The sequence below is a fragment of the Halomonas sp. G11 genome (genome assembly GCF_001663515.1).
Classification (GTDB): Bacteria; Pseudomonadota; Gammaproteobacteria; order Pseudomonadales; family Halomonadaceae; genus Vreelandella.
This window is the reverse complement of sequence record NZ_LYXG01000005.1, coordinates 62,866-80,137: the sequence shown is the minus strand read 5'-3', so window position 1 is coordinate 80,137 and position 17,272 is coordinate 62,866. Positions and strand designations below refer to the sequence as shown.

General features: G+C 58.8%; 15 protein-coding genes. 13 read left to right on the top strand and 2 right to left on the bottom strand.

Translation table 11 applies throughout. From position 1 onward, the window contains the following. The first annotated feature begins 73 nt into the window (after positions 1 to 73). From ADS46_RS03280 to ADS46_RS03245, 8 genes are all read left to right on the top strand, one after another. Positions 74 to 2,002, top strand: a complete 1,929-nt coding sequence (locus ADS46_RS03280) for a hypothetical protein (RefSeq protein ID WP_066316220.1) — start codon at positions 74 to 76, stop codon at positions 2,000 to 2,002. A 105-nt stretch (positions 2,003 to 2,107) separates the two neighbouring features. Continuing rightward, positions 2,108 to 3,868, top strand: coding sequence for a bifunctional diguanylate cyclase/phosphodiesterase (locus ADS46_RS03275; RefSeq protein WP_066316216.1), 1,761 nt, complete (start codon positions 2,108 to 2,110; stop codon positions 3,866 to 3,868). Between the two features lie 107 nt (positions 3,869 to 3,975). Beyond that, positions 3,976 to 4,941: a phosphate/phosphite/phosphonate ABC transporter substrate-binding protein gene (gene phnD / locus ADS46_RS03270; RefSeq protein WP_066316214.1), complete on the top strand. Its 966-nt coding sequence runs from the start codon at positions 3,976 to 3,978 to the stop codon at positions 4,939 to 4,941. 76 nt (positions 4,942 to 5,017) lie between these two features. Then, positions 5,018 to 5,860 carry a phosphonate ABC transporter ATP-binding protein gene (gene phnC / locus ADS46_RS03265; RefSeq protein WP_066316212.1) on the top strand — a complete coding sequence of 281 codons (843 nt, stop codon included), beginning with the start codon at positions 5,018 to 5,020 and terminating at the stop codon, positions 5,858 to 5,860. Next, positions 5,857 to 6,690 (top strand): phosphonate ABC transporter, permease protein PhnE, encoded by an 834-nt coding sequence (phnE, locus tag ADS46_RS03260; protein WP_066316210.1) that lies wholly within the window; start codon positions 5,857 to 5,859, stop codon positions 6,688 to 6,690. Before phnC ends, phnE (ADS46_RS03260) begins: the two co-directional genes overlap by 4 nt. Positions 6,691 to 6,735: 45 nt before the next feature. Beyond that, positions 6,736 to 7,551, top strand: coding sequence for a phosphonate ABC transporter, permease protein PhnE (gene phnE, locus ADS46_RS03255; protein ID WP_066316207.1), 816 nt, complete (start codon positions 6,736 to 6,738; stop codon positions 7,549 to 7,551). Between the two features lie 66 nt (positions 7,552 to 7,617). Continuing rightward, a complete protein-coding gene (locus ADS46_RS03250; RefSeq protein ID WP_066316204.1) occupies positions 7,618 to 8,097 on the top strand; it encodes a C40 family peptidase in 480 nt (159 codons plus the stop codon). A 232-nt stretch (positions 8,098 to 8,329) separates the two neighbouring features. Then, positions 8,330 to 10,135 (top strand): putative bifunctional diguanylate cyclase/phosphodiesterase, encoded by a 1,806-nt coding sequence (locus tag ADS46_RS03245; RefSeq protein ID WP_082925962.1) that lies wholly within the window; start codon positions 8,330 to 8,332, stop codon positions 10,133 to 10,135. Between the two features lie 24 nt (positions 10,136 to 10,159). Here the strand turns inward: ADS46_RS03245 and ADS46_RS03240 are convergent, their stop codons facing one another. Next, entirely contained in the window at positions 10,160 to 10,807 is a 648-nt protein-coding gene (locus ADS46_RS03240) for a putative metalloprotease CJM1_0395 family protein (protein WP_066316202.1), read from the bottom strand. A gap of 108 nt (positions 10,808 to 10,915) precedes the next feature. On the opposite strand from ADS46_RS03240, the gene ADS46_RS03235 reads away from it, so the two are divergent. The 5 genes from ADS46_RS03235 (at position 10,916) to ADS46_RS03215 (ending at position 15,671) form a co-directional block, all read left to right on the top strand. After that, positions 10,916 to 11,143: a DUF2835 family protein gene (locus tag ADS46_RS03235; protein WP_066316201.1), complete on the top strand. Its 228-nt coding sequence runs from the start codon at positions 10,916 to 10,918 to the stop codon at positions 11,141 to 11,143. A 6-nt stretch (positions 11,144 to 11,149) separates the two neighbouring features. Continuing rightward, positions 11,150 to 11,533, top strand: a complete 384-nt coding sequence (locus ADS46_RS03230) for a hypothetical protein (protein ID WP_066316197.1) — start codon at positions 11,150 to 11,152, stop codon at positions 11,531 to 11,533. A 141-nt stretch (positions 11,534 to 11,674) separates the two neighbouring features. Beyond that, entirely contained in the window at positions 11,675 to 12,250 is a 576-nt protein-coding gene (locus ADS46_RS03225; protein ID WP_066316190.1) for an antibiotic biosynthesis monooxygenase, read from the top strand. 137 nt (positions 12,251 to 12,387) lie between these two features. Beyond that, positions 12,388 to 13,059 (top strand): glutathione S-transferase, encoded by a 672-nt coding sequence (locus tag ADS46_RS03220; protein WP_066316188.1) that lies wholly within the window; start codon positions 12,388 to 12,390, stop codon positions 13,057 to 13,059. An 8-nt stretch (positions 13,060 to 13,067) separates the two neighbouring features. Beyond that, complete coding sequence (locus ADS46_RS03215; protein ID WP_234346756.1) at positions 13,068 to 15,671, top strand: EAL domain-containing protein; 2,604 nt, start codon at positions 13,068 to 13,070, stop codon at positions 15,669 to 15,671. A gap of 39 nt (positions 15,672 to 15,710) precedes the next feature. Here the strand turns inward: ADS46_RS03215 and nhaD are convergent, their stop codons facing one another. Further along, positions 15,711 to 17,186: a sodium:proton antiporter NhaD gene (gene nhaD, locus ADS46_RS03210; protein ID WP_066316187.1), complete on the bottom strand. Its 1,476-nt coding sequence runs from the start codon at positions 17,184 to 17,186 to the stop codon at positions 15,711 to 15,713. Between the last annotated feature and the right edge of the window lie 86 nt (positions 17,187 to 17,272).

Here is a 17,272-nt window from a genome sequence, read left to right as displayed (position 1 = left end):
GGTAGCGGCACCGCTCGAATGTATCAGCCGTGGCGCGTTGCCATTTGGACGATGAGTAGACAAGGAGCCATCAATGAGCCACCCCGCGGCAGCCCTCCCGGATGTACTGGTTGGTCCTATTCTGCGCCGCATCACCCCATCACGTTGGGTGATGTGGTGCCTGACGTCGCGGCCGCTCACCATGTCCCTGGTGTTGCACCCCGGAGAGCCGCAAGCGCAGACGTATCCGCTCGCGGCTTACCAGCAATGCCTGCCGGTCGGGCAGCATGCGTTTATCCATTTGATCGACGTGCCCTTGGCGAGCCCTTTGCCCCGGGATGAGCGCATTGCCTATGACCTGAAGGTGCAGCAGCGCGATGGCGGTTACCTGTCGCTTCCCGAATGGGCGCCGTGGTTATGCTACGACGACCAGGCCTACCCGGGTTGTGTGATCGCCTCGCGGCATCATCGCCTGATGCACGGCTCCTGCCGCAAGCCCCACCATGATAGCGCCGACGGCCTGGTGCGTGCCGACCAGTGGTTGGGCGAGCGTCAGGCGACGCCAGGTGAATGGCCCGCGTGGTTGCTGATGACCGGCGATCAGGTGTATGTGGATGACGTGGCAGGGCCGATGCTGCGGGCAATTCATGCTCTGACGGAACGCCTGGGGCTGGTCGACGAGTATCTGGAAGGGGCGACCATCAGCGACAGCCAGGCGCTCTATGCGTCCCCGGATAGCTACTACCAGCGCAGTCAGTTACTACCGGATATCACCAGCAACGTGGCGCTACGCGAGCGTTTTTTTGGCGGCGTCAAAAAGCCCGTCTTTACCTCGGCCAATGCGCAGAATCACCTGATGACGCTGGGCGAAATGCTGGCCATGTATTGCCTGGTGTGGTCGCCCGTGGCATGGCAGGTCATTGCGCCCACTCAGCCACCACTGAGTGACAAGGACGCTGCGCGCTATCAGCAGGAGCAGGCCGTGATCGAGGCGTTTGTGGCGGGGCTGCCCCAGTGCGCGCGCGCCATGGCGCATTTGCCGAGTCTGATGATCTTCGACGATCACGATGTAACCGACGATTGGAACCTGACCGCCGAGTGGGAGCGCAGTGCCTATGGCCACCCGTTCTCGAAGCAGATTATCGGCAATGCCTTGATCGCTTACCTGCTTTGTCAGGGGTGGGGTAACGCGCCGGAAAGGCTCAACCCGCTGATTGACGAGACCAAGGCGATGCTTGAGTCGGTAGACAGCACCGGCTATCTCGCCACCGTTGCCCAGGATGGGCTGATTGACAGCCTGCTGGCGTTCCAGAGCTGGGCGTTTCAGGTCGCCGGCGAACCGCCATTGATCGTGCTGGACACGCGTACGCGCCGCTGGCGTAACGAGCGACACCCGCAGCGCCCTTCCGGGTTGATGGATTGGGAGGCGCTGATCGAAATGCAGCAGGCGTTGATCGGAGCGCCCAGCGCGGTGATCATTTCTCCCGCGCCGATGTTTGGCGTCAAGCTGATCGAAGGCATCCAGAAGCTGTTTACCCTGGCGGGCAAACCGCTGATGGTCGACGCCGAAAACTGGATGGCGCATCGCGGGGCCGCAAACGTGCTGCTGCAGATTTGGCAGCATTCCAAAACCCCCGGCAACTACGTGATCCTGTCCGGCGATGTGCACTACTCCTTTGCCTACGACATCGTGGTGCGTCACCGCAAGCAGGCGCCCAGGCTATGGCAGATCACCTCCAGCGGGGTCAAAAATACCTTTCCCGATTCGCTGTTGGACACCTTCGATCGGCTCAATCGCTGGCTGTATGCCCCCTGGTCACCGCTCAACTGGTTTACCAAACGACGTAAACTGAGTGTTCACCCCCGGGACCCCGACCGTGCAAGTGCTGGCGAACGGCTTTGGAACGCCAGCGGTATCGGGCTGGTGACCCTCGACGAACACGGCTGCCCGGTCGACATTCGCCAGCTGGACGCCAGCGGAGGAGAAGCCTGTTTTCCACCGCCCGATATACCGGCGCGTTAGGGGTTATAGCGGCTGTCATCATTTCGTCACGGTATTGGCCCACGCTTAGCGAATGGATAAAAACGCTAGGGATAACCGATTGTTATTTAATGTGACGAACAGGCAATGACCGCACAAGAAGCGCAGTGGCTTAACCGCATCATTCATACAGAAGACTTGCAGGTTCTTTTCCAGCCCATTGTGGATGCCAGCCAGCAAGCCATCTATGGGTACGAGGCATTGGTGCGTGGGCCTCGCGCCTCCCCCCTTTATTCACCGCTGCGGTTGTTTGAAGTCGCCACTCAGGCAGGGCTTCTGGTGGAGTTGGACCTGCTTTGCCGTCGCCTGGCAATCTGTCGCTTTGCAGAGCTTCAGCTACCCGGCCTGCTATTTCTGAACGTCATGCCGCTCACCATCCTGGAGCGTGATTTTCGCGAAGGCTTGACGCTAGGCTTCATTCGCGAAAGCGGCCTTCCTCCAGAACGTGTCGTGATCGAGCTGACGGAGCATGTGCCCATTCATGATTACCAGTTGATGCGCCAGGCCGTGGATCACTATCGCCAGATGGGCTTTCAGGTGGCCTTGGACGATCTCGGCGCAGGCCACTCAAGCCTGCGCCACTGGTCGGAGCTGCGCCCGGACTTCGTCAAACTGGATCGCCACTTTATTTCGGGCATTGACCAGGAGCCCGCCAAGCGCGAGTTTCTGCGCTCCATTCTGGATGTCGCGCGTAGCCTGGACTGCCAGTTGATTGCGGAGGGTGTTGAAACCGCCGCTGAGCACCTGTGCCTATGGGAGCTTGATCGTGGCCTGGCCTTGCTTCAAGGGTTTTATTTTGCCAGGCCCAGCACGGAGCCACCGCTGCAACTGCATATGCGGCTGCCTGCCGCTAAACCGCAGGCAAGCCCGGCGGGACGAACGGCCCGTTCGATCTGTCAGGCGATTGACGCGGTCACCCCCAACTGCGCTGTTCTCACGCTGGCCGAGCGCTTTCGACAACAGACGAGTCTTCGCTGCGTGGCGGTGGTCGATGACGGCAAGCCCGTGGCCGTGGTACGCCGTAATGCGTTTTTAACCTTGTTTACTAACCCCTACAGCCATGCGCTTTATGCCAAGCGTTGCGTGCTGGATGTCGCCGACAACAAGTCATTGATCACCAATGCCAGTACCCCGCTGGAAATATTGAGTCAGCAACTGACGGATAGCCGCGATATCGAGCAGGAAGACTTTGTGATTGTCGACGAAAACAGCCACTACCTGGGCATGGGCAATATTGTCGACCTGTTGCGTGAAATTACCGCCATCCAGGTTCGCCAGGCGCGCCACGCCAACCCGCTTACCGGCTTGCCAGGCAATATCCTGATCAATGAAACCCTGGGGCGCTACCTGAATGCCGGTGAGGGGGTGGCCGCTGCCTATGTCGACCTGGACAATTTCAAGGCCTTTAACGACGCCTACGGCTATGCCCGTGGCGATCATATGATCATTTCGTTATCCCGGCTGCTGGAGGCTCAGGTGGATAGCGTCGGTGGCTTTATCGGCCATATCGGCGGGGATGATTTCATGCTGCTGCTGCCGTTGGCGCATTGGGAAAAAGCGTGCCAGCAGATCCTGCATCATATGGAATTGATGGCCCCCGGGTTTTATGAAGAGGACGACCGCAAGCGTGGTGGAATTCACATTGAAAACCGGCAGGGAACAATCAGCTTTTTCCCGTTCGTCAGCGTCTCGATTGCTGTCAAGCCGATTCCTCCCGCCGCCGACTGTAAGGCCCTGGATGTCGCTGCCGAGCTTTCGGAGTTAAAAAAGCAGGCCAAAAAAATTCCTGGCAACAGCCTGTTTGTCGAGCGACGTAGCCGCAACATTGCCAGCTCCAAGGCGGAATGACACATTACGTTCGTCAAAACGTCATCAATGGGTCATCTGAATGTCCCGCTCCTGTCATATGAGCGCGTCAGTATCGTTGTGTCTTCTAACAACGCATCAGGTGATCCATGCAGACGTTATCTCTTCCTCGTACCCTCATCAGCGCCGCCGTTGCCAGTGCCTTTGCCTTCTCCGCCGTGGCGGTTCAGGCCGATCTTTCCAGCCGCTACCAGGATTCGGATGGCGATCTGATCGCGGATGTACCCAGCGATGAGTCCCAGTGGGTTGACCCGGATACGCTGGTGTTTGCCTACACGCCGGTGGAAGACCCTGCGGTCTATGCCGATGTCTGGTCTGACTTTCTTGATCACTTGAGTGAGGCTACAGGCAAAGAGGTGCAGTTCTTCCCGGTGCAGTCCAACGCTGCCCAGCAGGAAGCCATGCGCGCGGGCCGGTTGCACGTCGCCGGTTTTAACACTGGCGGCGTTCCGGTGGCGGTCAACTGCGGTGGTTTCCGCCCGTTCGCCATGATGGCCGCCGAGGACGGCAGCTTCGGTTACGAAATGGAGATCATCACCTATCCGGGCAGCGGCATCGAGTCCGTTGAAGATCTGGAAGGTCGTCAACTGGCGTTCACTTCCGAGACGTCCAACTCCGGTTTCCGTGCACCTTCCGCGCTGCTGCGCTCCGAGTACGATATGGAAGCGGGAGAAGACTTTGAAACAGCGTTCTCCGGTTCCCATGACAACTCGATTCTCGGCGTGGTCAACGAAGACTACGAAGCGGCCGCCATCGCCAATTCTGTCGCCCGCCGCATGCTGGCGCGTGACGTCGTCCAGGAAGGCGATTACGAAGTCATCTACACCTCCGATACGTTCCCGACCACTGCCTATGGCACGGCCCATAACCTGGCCCCCGAACTGGCAGAGGACATCCAGGACGCCTTCTTCAGCTACGACTGGGAAGGCACGGCCCTGGAAGAAGAGTTCGCTAACTCCGGCGAAGCGCAGTTCATTCCGATTACCTATGAGGATAACTGGGCGGTAATTCGCACCATCGCTGACGCCAATGGAGTGACCTACGACTGCGACTGATCGCGGGATAGAGGTTGTTAACCGGCCAGGAAGGCGCGCCTTTCTGGCCGTTTCGCTATACACGCGAGGTAAGAAAATGTTGACACTCAGTGGTGTCGCCAAGCGCTACCCAACCGGGGACCGGGCGCTGACCGATATCGATTTGACACTCCCCAATGGCCAGGTGATGGCGCTGATTGGGCCATCCGGTGCCGGTAAAAGCACCCTGATTCGCTGTGTGAACCGGCTGGTAGAGCCCACCCAGGGCAGCATTCGCCTGGAAGATACCGAGCTCACCAAGCTTTCAGGCCACAAGCTGCGTCATGCGCGGCGTTCCATGGGCATGATTTTCCAGGAGTACGCCCTGGTTGACCGGCTCACGGTGATGGAAAACGTACTCTCCGGTCAGCTGGGTTACGTGGGGTTCTGGCGCAGCTTTCTGCGCCGCTACCCCCAGGAAGCGGTGGTGGAAGCGTTTCGGCTGTTGGAGCGGGTTGGCTTGACCCACGCCATCGATAAACGAGCCGATGCGTTATCGGGCGGCCAGCGCCAGCGCGTGGGGATCGCCCGGGCCCTGTTGCAAAGCCCCAAGCTGCTGTTGGTTGATGAGCCTACTGCCAGCCTGGACCCGAAAACCTCCCGTCAAATCATGCGCTTGATCCGCGAGCTGTGTGCCGAGCGCGATCTGGCGGCGATTATCAATATCCATGATGTGGCGCTGGCGAAGCAGTTTGCCGACCGCATCGTCGGACTGCGGGCGGGTGAAATCGTCTTCGACGGTGACCCCAGTGAGCTCACCAGCGAGATTCTCACCACGATCTACGGCGAGGAGGACTGGGATACCACGCCCGAACCAATGGATGACGAGGTTAGCGAAGACCCGCGCGATACAGCCTCGTACGGCGCGGCCCCCGCAATGGCCGTCGGAGGCGGACGATGAGCGAGCAGGCCGAGATGTTGACAGCGCGCCAGCAAGCGGCGCACCGCGGCGAGTGGCGGCGGCTACCGCTGATCGAAAGCCCGCGGCTGCGCTGGGGCATTGTCCTCGGGGTGTTGGTGTATCTTGTGTTGGCACTGGCCTCGGTGGAGGTGGACTGGGAGCGCGTGGCCGAGGGGGCGGGCCGTGCCGTGAATTTTCTGGGCGCGTTTATGCAGCCCGATTTTGTCAGCCGTTACGACGATATCGTCGCGGGCCTGCTGGAAAGCTTGACCATGACGCTGACCTCCACGGTGATTGGGGTGCTGCTGGCGATACCCGTCGGGCTGGGGGGCGCGCGCAATATTGCACCATTGCCGATTTACACTGTCTGCCGGGCGATCATTGCGGTATCACGCACTTTTCAGGAGGTCATCATCGCCATCCTGTTCGTGGTGATGTTCGGCTTCGGGCCTTTTGCCGGCATGATTACCCTGGCGTTTGCGACGATTGGGTTCATGGCCAAGCTGCTGGCCGAAGACATCGAGGACCTGGATTGGCGGCAGGTCGAGGCAGTGCGCGCCACGGGTGCCAGCTGGTGGCAGACCATGAATCACGCGATTCAACCCCAGGTCATGCCGCGTTTGATCGGGCTTTCCATGTACCGCCTGGATATCAACTTCCGCGAATCTTCGGTCATCGGGATTGTCGGCGCAGGCGGTATCGGGGCCACCTTGAACACCTCGCTGAGCCGCTACGAATATGATACCTCCGCGGCGATCCTGCTGATCATCATCGCCATCGTCCTGCTGTGCGAATACAGTTCGAGCCATGTCCGCCGCTGGACCCAATAACCCTGAATCAGTCCTTGCTGAATCGATACTTTGTGGAGAAGTTGAATGCCCGTTTCCACCTCACCTCTGGGTCAACCGGTCTGGCGGCGGCGCACGACCCGCGCGCAATGGCTGCAGTACCTGGCTTGGCTGGCAGGGGTCAGCCTGTTTCTGCTCTGCTGGAAGCTGATTTCGGATAACACCATGTGGGTGTTTGTCGAAGACGCCGGCCGCCAGGGAGCCGACCTGATCAGCCGCATGACCCCACCGGCGTGGGGCTACGCCAATGTCTTGTGGAAGCCCATGTGGGACACCCTGAACATTGCCACCCTGGGCACGGCACTGGGCATTATCATGGCCTTTCCGGTGGCGTTTCTGGCGGCTCGCAATACCACACCGCATCCGCTGATTCGCAGCGCCGCGCTGGTGGTGATCGTGTCGTCGCGCTCGATCAACTCGCTGATCTGGGCAATGCTGCTGGTGACCATTCTGGGCCCCGGCGTGCTGGCAGGCATTATCGCCATTGCCCTGCGCTCCATCGGCTTTGTGGGCAAGCTGCTCTACGAATCCATCGAAGAGATTCATCCCACGCCGGTCGAGGCGATCAGCGCGACCGGAGCAAGCCGCATGCAGGTCATGAACTATGGCGTACTGCCCCAGGTCATGCCGGCGTTTGCCGGTATCAGCGTTTACCGCTGGGATATCAACATCCGCGAATCGACCGTGCTGGGTCTGGTGGGGGCGGGCGGTATCGGCCTGCAGTTGAACGCCTCGATCAACAGTCTTGCCTGGGATCAGGTCAGCGTGATTTTCGTCATGATTTTTGCCACCGTCTTGGTGTCCGAATGGATATCCGCCCGGGTACGCCACGCGATTATATGACCATTTTGCAGAGTGGCGGTGTTTGCGCCATGCTATAGACGAATCGGCCTAAGTAGAGGCGCATCCATGCCCTTCGCGCGCGGTTTACCTGTGGTAGGTGTGCTAATCCTCATGATGGTGTCAGGCTGTGCCAGCCGCGACACCGCGCTCAATGAACGCCTCGACGACGCCCAGGGCTTGTCCATGGAGCGGGCGCTGATTCTTTCCCATGCCCAGCAAGCGCTGGGCACTCCCTACCGCTTTGGCGGTAATTCGCCCGACGGCCTGGACTGCTCCGGGCTGGTGGAAATGGTCTATCGAGCGGCGGGCATTAACGTGCCTCGCACCGCCGACCAGCAGTTTCGCCAACTGGCCACCGTGGATGCCCCGCGCCCCGGTGATCTGCTGTTTTTTGGCTCACGCCAGAAGGCCACCCATGTGGGCATTTACCGCGGGCAGGGGCAGATGATTCACGCCCCCGGCAGCGGCCGCAAAGTGGTGAGTGTGCCGCTGGATATCGACTACTGGCAGCAACGTTTTTTGGGCGCTGCCAGCCCCGCCCCCTGAGTCTTCCCAACGATCAATTTGATGAACCAGATCAATACGCCTTATTCGCCATTACCCTAAAGTTATCTGCCTTTTTCCCGATAATGACATGATCGGATGATTAGCGATGATTTTCGTGTCGCGCAGGGTTTAACAGCAGGTGATAATATAATGAGCCTGCTGTGTATGGGAGGCCTCTGACGCAGCTAAAAATACATTGACGACTATTATAAATTGAGGAGCGCTGGGACGTATGAGCCAGTCTTTCACGACACCAAAGGCGCAGTCTTTGCCTCATTCCCGTGCTTTATCGTTATCCCATGGCGAAGCCGATGCGCTCGACGACTTGGACGCGACTGGACTGTCGGCCCTGCAGCCCGCCCAAGCCGCTTTCCTGCATGCCAACGAGGCAATTATCATTACCGATGCGGAAAACCGCGTGATCGATGTCAATCCGGCCTTCAGTGAACTGACCGGCTGCACGCTTGAGGCTGTGAAGGGAAAGACGCCCGAGGCATTCAGTGTCCTGCCGTTGGACGACAGCCGCACCGCTCGGTTGATGCGTGAAGAGCTTCATCTTCGAGACCGCAGTAAAAGTCAGGTGAGTTACTGTAGTCACGACGGCCAGTTCTATCCCGGGATGATGTCGACCAATCGAGTGCGCGATGCCGAGGGTAACGTTGACCACCATGTCATCGTACTGGCGGATCTGTCCGCGATTCCTGCCCATGCGCGGCATCTTAACCGGGAAGTGTACTTTGATGCCTTGACGGGGCTGCCCAACCTGCAACTGCTGACGCAACTCATTCAAGAATCCATACAGCACGCTGAAAACAAGCAGCAGTCGCTGGCGGTGTGTTCCCTGGATATCGACCTTTTTAAAGCCATCAACGACCGTCTGGGCTCAAGCGTGGGCGATGCGCTGCTATCGAGCTTTGCGCAACGTATCAGTCACCTGCTGTATGGCGACGATGTGCTGGCTCGGGTAGGCGGTGATGAGTTTGTGCTGCTGCTCCACCATGGTGTGGACGAGGCGTTCCTCGAAAAGCTGCTGGCCTCCATTCGGCGGCCGCTCTTTATTGAAGGGCACACGGTTCACCTCACGGTCAGCCTGGGGGTGACGTTTTATCCTAACGACCCGGCGCAGGGAGACGGCCTGTTACGCCATGCCCATCAGGCGATGTACCGGGCCAAGCAGCGGGGGCGTGATACCTTCCATGTCTTTGATCCGAATCATGACCGTCTGCTGCAGGTTCGCCACGAAAAGCGTCAGCGCTTTGTGGACGCATTGGCAAACGACGAGCTGCGGCTTTACTACCAGCCGCAGGTCGATATGCGTTCCGGCCAGGTCGTGGGGGTGGAAGCCCTGATTCGCTGGCAGCACCCTGAAAGAGGGCTGCTGGCCCCCGGCCAGTTTCTGCCCACCATTGAAGCGACGCCGCTTGAGGTTGACCTTGGCGAATGGGTGCTGGAAGAGGCGATGCGCCAACTGGTGAAGTGGCAAGCGGCGGGGATTTCGCTGCCCGTCAACGTCAACATCAGCCCGTCGCACCTGCTCCTGGAAAACTTCAGCCAGCGCCTGGGTGAGCTGTTGGCGCGCTACCCCAGCGTGCCGCCGGCCATGCTCAAGCTCGAAGTGCTGGAAAGCGCGGCCATGCACGACATCCAGGCGGCGTTGAACACCATGGCGAAATGCCAGGCCCTGGGGGTCAACTTTGCGATTGATGATTTTGGTACCGGCTTCTCATCGCTGACCCACCTGCGCCAACTGCCGGTGAACCTGATCAAGATCGACCAGAGCTTTGTTCGCGATATGTTAAGCGATGCGGACGACATGGCGATTGTGGAAAGCGTGATCTATATGGCAAATCGCTTTCAGCGGCCGATGCTGGCGGAGGGTGTTGAGACGCTGGCGCATGCGAAAGCGCTGATCGCATTGGGCTGTGAGTTGGCACAAGGTTATGGCATTGCTCGCCCCATGCCGCCTACTGAGCTGCCGCAATGGCTGGCCGCGTGGCCGAGACGGGCCGATTGGAGCGGGCTTGGAAAGACGCATTAACCGTCAGGCGCAGAAGCCGACAGCTTAAGCAGCGCTTGGCGCGTTGCTAGGGTTCAAGGCACTGTCAGTCGTTGCATCGTTGGCCGGTGTTGTACCTTCTGCGCTGGCACGTGCCTGAGCCATTTCGCTGGTTTGCATGGCCGCTTCAAGCTTGGCTTCAAGCAGATATTGCCTGGCCTGGGCGGCGACCTGATAATCCTTTGGTGAAGGATCGGCGGGGGCTAGCGCGGCGGCAATCACGGTTTGCATTTTCTCAATGGTGGCTTTGGGGTCGTTAGGCACCGGGCCGTAATCGATCGACACCTCGCCCGCGACGGCGTAGCGCTGGCCGTCAGGGCCTACTTCGTAATCATAGCTTGCACCGCCTGCATAAGCACCGCCAACCGTCTGGTGGGCCATCTCGTGTTGCCTGACTGCGCGGTCGGTCTGCTTGAGCTGCTCCAGCTGTTCAATTTCTTCTGGGGCCATCGGCGTACCGTCGGCGCGCTTTGGGCCCGCCGATTCGCCACGGGTCGCATTGTCGGATGAGACTTCGTCCGATGAGGCTTCCGGCTCTGCAGATGACGCGTTAGCCGCCTTGGGCTCAGCCGTTGTGACCTTGGCTGAACCTGCATTGAAGGTGGGTGATGCCCAAGCTGACAGCGAGGCAGCACCTAGCACGGCGATTGTCATGGCAAGCGCTCCATGAAAACAAAGAAGTGTCGTAAAGTATCGGTGAGGTAAGCCGGTCGCGCAAGTTAACGTTGGCTGAATGGACCTCCGAGACGAGGAAAACAGGCGATGCAGACGATTGATGTGGTGATTAATCTCTCCTATGAGGCGTGCCTGGCGCACTACGAGGGGCGCATTGCCCAGGTCTATACCTACAGCCTTGACGGCCGCCGTGTGGTGTTCCCGGCAGAGGCGCTGCGTCGCGTCATGACCCACGACGGCGTTTACGGTCACTACCGACTAAAGTTTTCTGAAATGGGCCGATTTATCAGTATTCATCCGCTCGGTATCTGTTGAGTTTATATGCCCGATACTAAATCTGACGTGTCATTATATGAGGTCGTCTACGAGGTGATTCCCAACCTCAATACGGCCGAAAAGCTGATCAACAATACCCTGGAAAGCATTATGGAGGCGTCCGCGGATCCACTGGAGATTATGCGGCGCAAAGAACAGCAGGACGCTTTCCGTCTGGAAGCGCGCCTTGTGCGCATGCACCTCGAGCATGTGTTGACGCGCTATCGGGAGGAAGTAGAGGCCCTGGTGAACGCCGACGGCCGTAAAAGAGGCCCGCAGGTGATCCTTGACCCCGACGAGGCACAGGCGTTGCGCAGTGCCGTTGAGATTTATCAGCATGTGCGGGCCTATCAGCGGGGTGAGCGCCGCCATCCCCTGGCGAACCGCTAAGTTCCCTCTGCAGGTCCGAACCTCCAAAAGACCTCGGTCTAGGCTATAATGATCGCTTCAATGAACGTCCTGGCTTACCCGCCGGGTACGTTGACAGCCTGCCTACCCGGCGACGGCTGCTGAGCTATCAGGAGATATACCATGTCTGCCTCACCGGTCACCTTGATGGTGGCGCGTCGCGTCGCCAAAGAACGTTATCCGCATTTCACCCGCTGGCTCAATGAAGGCCGCCATCTGGCCGCGGACTTCCCCGGTTACCTGGGATCCGGGGTATTGGCACCGCCCGCCGACGACGATGAGTATCAGATTATCTTCCGTTTCAGCAGTGCCGAGACACTGGCTGTTTGGGAACATTCGGCTTCCCGGCGCGCCTGGCTGGCCCGTGGCCAGGGCCTGTTTGATGCCCCGCATGAGCATCGGGCTGTCGGCCTCGATGCCTGGTTCCAGGCGAATTCGCCAGCGCCGCCCCGCTGGAAACAGGCCGTGGCGGTATGGCTCGCCTTTTTTCCTGTATCGCTGCTTTTTCATTGGCTATTTGGTAGCACCTTCGCCAGTTGGCCGATGCTCTCCCGGGTTATGGTCAGCACGCTGATGCTGACGCCGGTCATGGTGTTTGTCTTTATTCCGCTCTCGATGCGCTTGTTGGCGCCCTGGCTTGAAGGCAAAGTGTCACCCTTGGAAGCTCTCCAGCGGTGCTTTTCTGAACGTAGCACCTAAGTTGATGTTAGCGTTGGCTGCAGGGTCATAGAGAGGTTTTCTACTACGCAGCCAACGCTGCTATGCTGAATGGGCACAGTGAAAGGAAGACTGGCGCCAGTACATGGCTGGCATGCCCAATTGCCCATGGAGAGACTATGATCCACGTCCACCATCTGGAAAAGTCCCGTTCGCACCGTATCTTATGGCTCCTCGAAACGCTGGGGCTGGACTACGAGATCATCGTTTATCAGCGTGACGCTTCCACTCAGCAGGCCCCCGCAACGCTCAAGGAAGTGCATCCGCTGGGTAAGTCGCCGGTGATCACTGACGGTGAGCTGACGGTCGCCGAGTCCGGCGCGATCATCGACTATCTATTGCAACGCTATGGCAACGGCCGCTGCCAGCCGAATAGCGATAACGCCAATGACTGGGTCGATTATCGTTACTGGCTGCACTATGCCGAAGGCTCCTTGATGCCGTTGCTGGTCATGCACCTGGTGTTTGGCCAACTCCCCAAGCGCGCGCCCTGGTTGGTAAAGCCGGTCGCCAACGGCATTACCCAGACCGTTAACCGCACTTTCCTGCATCCGCAAATCAATCAGCACCTGCGCTTTATTGATGACTATCTGGCAACACGCGAGCATTTTGCCGGCCCATGGCCGAGTGGGGCGGATGTGCAGATGAGCTTCCCCCTCCAGGCGGTAGCGGCAACGCATTCCTTGTCGACCTACCCGGCAATTGCCCGTTTCGTCGAGCGCGTTGAAGCTGACACCGCCTGGCAGCGCGTTGTGGAGCGCGCAGGCCCGCTCACCATGCCCGGGGCGTAAAAGGCATCATGGTAACCTTGATGGCGGCTCGGTCAGGTCCCAACGTAAGTCTGTCACGAGGGTATCGCGTCGGCCGAGCCGTCTTTGCGCTTGGTAGCCTGCTGATAGCCCCGGCGCTAATGGCAGATGAGCCTCTGCGTGTCGGGGTTCATCACAACCCACCTAAACTGTTTCTCAATGACCAGCAGCACCTGGATGGTATTTTGGGCGATCTGCTACTGGCCATTGCCGAGCGCGAAACCTGGCAGGTCGAGCCGGTCGCGTGTGAGTGGCAGCGCTGCCTGGCGCTTCTCGAACGCGGCGATATCGACCTGTTGCCCGATGTGGCATGGAGCGAGGCAAGGGCCGAGCGATTCAGGTTTCATAGCGAACCCGCGCTGCACAGCTGGTCGCAAATTTACCAGCGGGAAGGGCTATCGATAGAGGCAGTGGTGGACTTAGCCGAACAGCGGGTAACCGTGGTCGATGGATCAATTCAGCAAGACCATTTATTAGCGCTTACCCAACGCTTTGATATACCGGTTGACTGGATCAACGTTCCCGATTTTGAAGAGGGCTTTACAAAGGTTGCCAGCGGTGAGGCTGACGCCGCTGCAGCGAATCGTCAGTTTGGCGAATGGCGCGCTAGGGAAGTTGGGCTGGTTGATACCCCGTTAATGTTTCAGCCCGTCCAGCTTTATTTTGCAGGGTCACCATCGTTTCCCCAAACGGTACTTGAGCGCCTTGATGACTATCTGACGCGCTGGAAAGCGGACACGGGTTCCCCCTACTTTACCACGCTTCGAGCCTGGCAGGCGGGAGCACCCAGCCCACCCGAGACCCACAAGTGGCTGCGCTGGGGCGTGGCGGCATTGATTGTGTCACTGGTCGTGGCGCTGCTGGTGAACCTTGTATTGAAACGGCGCGTGGCACGGCAGCGGGTACGGCTGGCAACCAATGAGGCCATGCTGGGCACCATTCTGGATAGCGTGGATGCCTATATCTACATCAAATCGCCTGACCTGACATATCAGTATGTCAATCATCGCATTTGTGAGCTTTTTGATCGCCCAGCAGAGGCGGTGATAGGGCAGCGCGACGAGGTTTTTTTTGACCCTGCGACGGCTGCCGAGATTGTCCAGGTCGACCGCCGCGTGTTGGCGTCGGGTGAAAAAATCACCCTGGAAGAGAGTCATGTCCTCAAGCACGACGACCGGGTAAGAACCTTCCTGTCGATCAAGATGCCGCTGACATTAACGCCGGGTAGCCCACCTTCGTTGTGTGGGATCTCGACCGAATTGACCGAGTACCTGGAGATGCAGTCGCGTACGCATTATCTGGCGTATTACGATGCCTTGACGGGTCTGCCTAACCGGCGTCTGCTGATGGAATCCCTGGCGACCACCATAGAGGAAGACGGACAGAACAGGCAGTTCGGTGCGTTGATGGTCGTCGACCTCGATCATTTCCGGTTGGTGAACGATCTGCAGGGGCATGCCAGCGGCGACCAGCTGTTGATCAATGTGGCCGAACAACTCCGCCAGGCGTTGGATAAGGACGCCATGTTGGCGCGCTTCAGTAGCGACGAATTCGTGGTGCTGGTCAACCAGTTGGACCCGCAGCAGGAGGAGGCTGCCGCCAAGGCTGAGCGCATTGCACGGCAACTGATGACCACGATCCACCAATTGCGCAATAGTCGCTCGCTGCCCATCAGCGCGAGCCTGGGGTTGGCGCTTTTCAATGGCAAGTCGGGGTCGCTTGATGCGGTCCTGCAGCAGGCAGATATGGCGCTTCAGCAGGCCAAGGCGTCGGGCGGCAATACGCTGCGCTTTTTCAACCCCGACATGCAAGCCAGCGTGCTGGAACGGGCGAACCTGGAAGCCGACCTCCACCATGCCCTGGCTCGTCATGAACTGGAATTGCATTATCAGATTCAGGTGAACCACAAGGGCGTCACGACCGGCGTCGAAGCGTTGCTGCGCTGGTATCATCCGGCGCGTGGCTGGGTTTCGCCCGCCGAGTTTATACCGCTAGCCGAAGAAAGCGGCCTGATTATTCCCATTGGCGACTGGGTGTTGACCCAGGCCTGCCAGCAACTTGCCCAATGGTCGCAGCAAACCGCCTATGCACCGCTGACCCTTTCGGTCAATGTCAGTTCGGTTCAGTTCCAGCAGCCCGACTTTATCAACCTGGTGGAAAAACGCCTCGAGCAGACACAGGCACCTGCCAATCGGTTGGTACTGGAAGTCACCGAAAGTCTGCTGATGCGCGAGCCGACCCGTGTACGTCACACCATGCTCAGGTTGCGAGAACAGGGCGTTCGCTTTGCCTTGGATGATTTTGGTACGGGATATTCGTCTCTGAGTTATCTAAAACGGCTGCCTCTCGATGAGCTCAAGATCGATCAGTCGTTTATCCGTGAGTTGCTGACGGATAAGGCGGACGCTGCGATCGTCGATACCATTATTCTGTTAGCAGTGAGTTTGGGCTTGTTGGTAGTGGCCGAAGGCGTGGAAACCCAGGCCCAGTTGGACTGGTTAAAAGGCCATGGCTGCTATCGGTATCAGGGCTATCTGCTGGGTCACCCCAAGCCCATTGATGACCTGTTCAAAGAAAAAATGCCCCGCCGCTAAGCGCGGCAGGGCATCAATCATCAAAAACGCCGGGTGCGGCTAGCCAAACAGGGCGAAGCTTTCCGCATTCAGCCACATATGAACCAGGATACTGGCAACGTAACCCAGCAAAATGACCGGCGACCACCTCAGGTGGCCCATGAACGTATAGGAGCCGCGTGCCTGGCCCATGACGGCGACGCCCGCTGCGGAGCCAATCGACAGCAGGCTACCGCCGACCCCGGCGGTGAGGGTGATGAGCAACCAGTGCCCGTGCGACATCTCGGGCTCCATTGTCAGCACCGCAAACATGACCGGAATATTATCGACCACGGCAGAGACGACGCCGAGCACAATGTTGGCCGCCGTGGGGTTCCAGCCGAGATATAGCGCTTCCGAGAGCAGGCCGAGGTAGCCCATAAAGCCAAGTCCGCCCACACACATTACCACCCCGTAAAAGAACAGCAGGGTATCCCACTCGGCGCGCGCCACGCGATTGAAGACATCGAACGGCACGACGCTGCCCAGCTGCTCGAGCTTCTTGTTGTCGCCACGACGGCTGTAGCGCTCGCGCTTGCGCTCCAATGAGCGCGGCAGGCTGCGGCGCAGGTAATAGCCAAAAAACTGCAGATAGCCAAGACCCGTCATCATGCCCAGCACCGGTGGCAGGTGCAGCAGCGTATGGCAAAGTACGGCGGTGGTGATCGTCAGCAGGAAAAGCACCACAATGCGCCGCGCACCGCGCTTCATCCACACGTCTTCCTGCACGCTTTCCGGTTTCTTGTTGGGAATGAACAAGCTCATGATGACAGCGGGGATCAGGAAGTTGACCAGCGCCGGGAAGAACAGAATAAAGAAGTCCTGGAACGGCACGATGCCAGCCTGCCAGACCATCAGCGTCGTGATATCACCGAAGGGGCTGAAAGCCCCGCCCGCATTGGCGGCGACCACGATATTGATACATGCAACGTTGATGAAGCGCTTGTCGCCCTCTGCCACTTTGGTCACCACCGCACACATGAGCAGCGCCGTGGTCAGGTTGTCGGCAATCGGCGACAGAATGAACGCTAATCCACCCGTTAACCAGAAGAGCGAACGGTAATTGAAGCCCTTGCGCAGCATCCACGAACGCAGCGCATCAAACACCCGGCGCTCTTCCAGGGCATTGATATAGGTCATGGCCACCAGCAGGAACAGCATCAGCTCGGTGAACTCCAGGAGCGTCACACGGAAAGCATGCTCAGATGCCTCCGACATGCCGTTTTGGACATACACCCAGCCGATGAGGCTCCAGATAATACCGGCAGCGACCAGTACGGGCTTGGACTTGCGCATGTGGATTTTTTCTTCGGCCATTACCAGTGCATAGGCCATCACGAAAATGCCCAGCGCGAAAAAGCCGACGATGGACTGGGTAAGGTCGAGCTCACCGGTCACGGCTGAAACGGCAGGGCTGAACACCAGCAGCAAGGCGGCCAACAAAAAAAGCCAGCGACGATCAAATCGTGGCTGGCATGGGGGGCGAAAAAAAGGCATGACGATGCGTTTCCTTTCGTTTGGATTATTGGAAGGATTTATAAGCCGCGTCAGTCTATCAGTCTGTATTGCGATGCAATATGTAA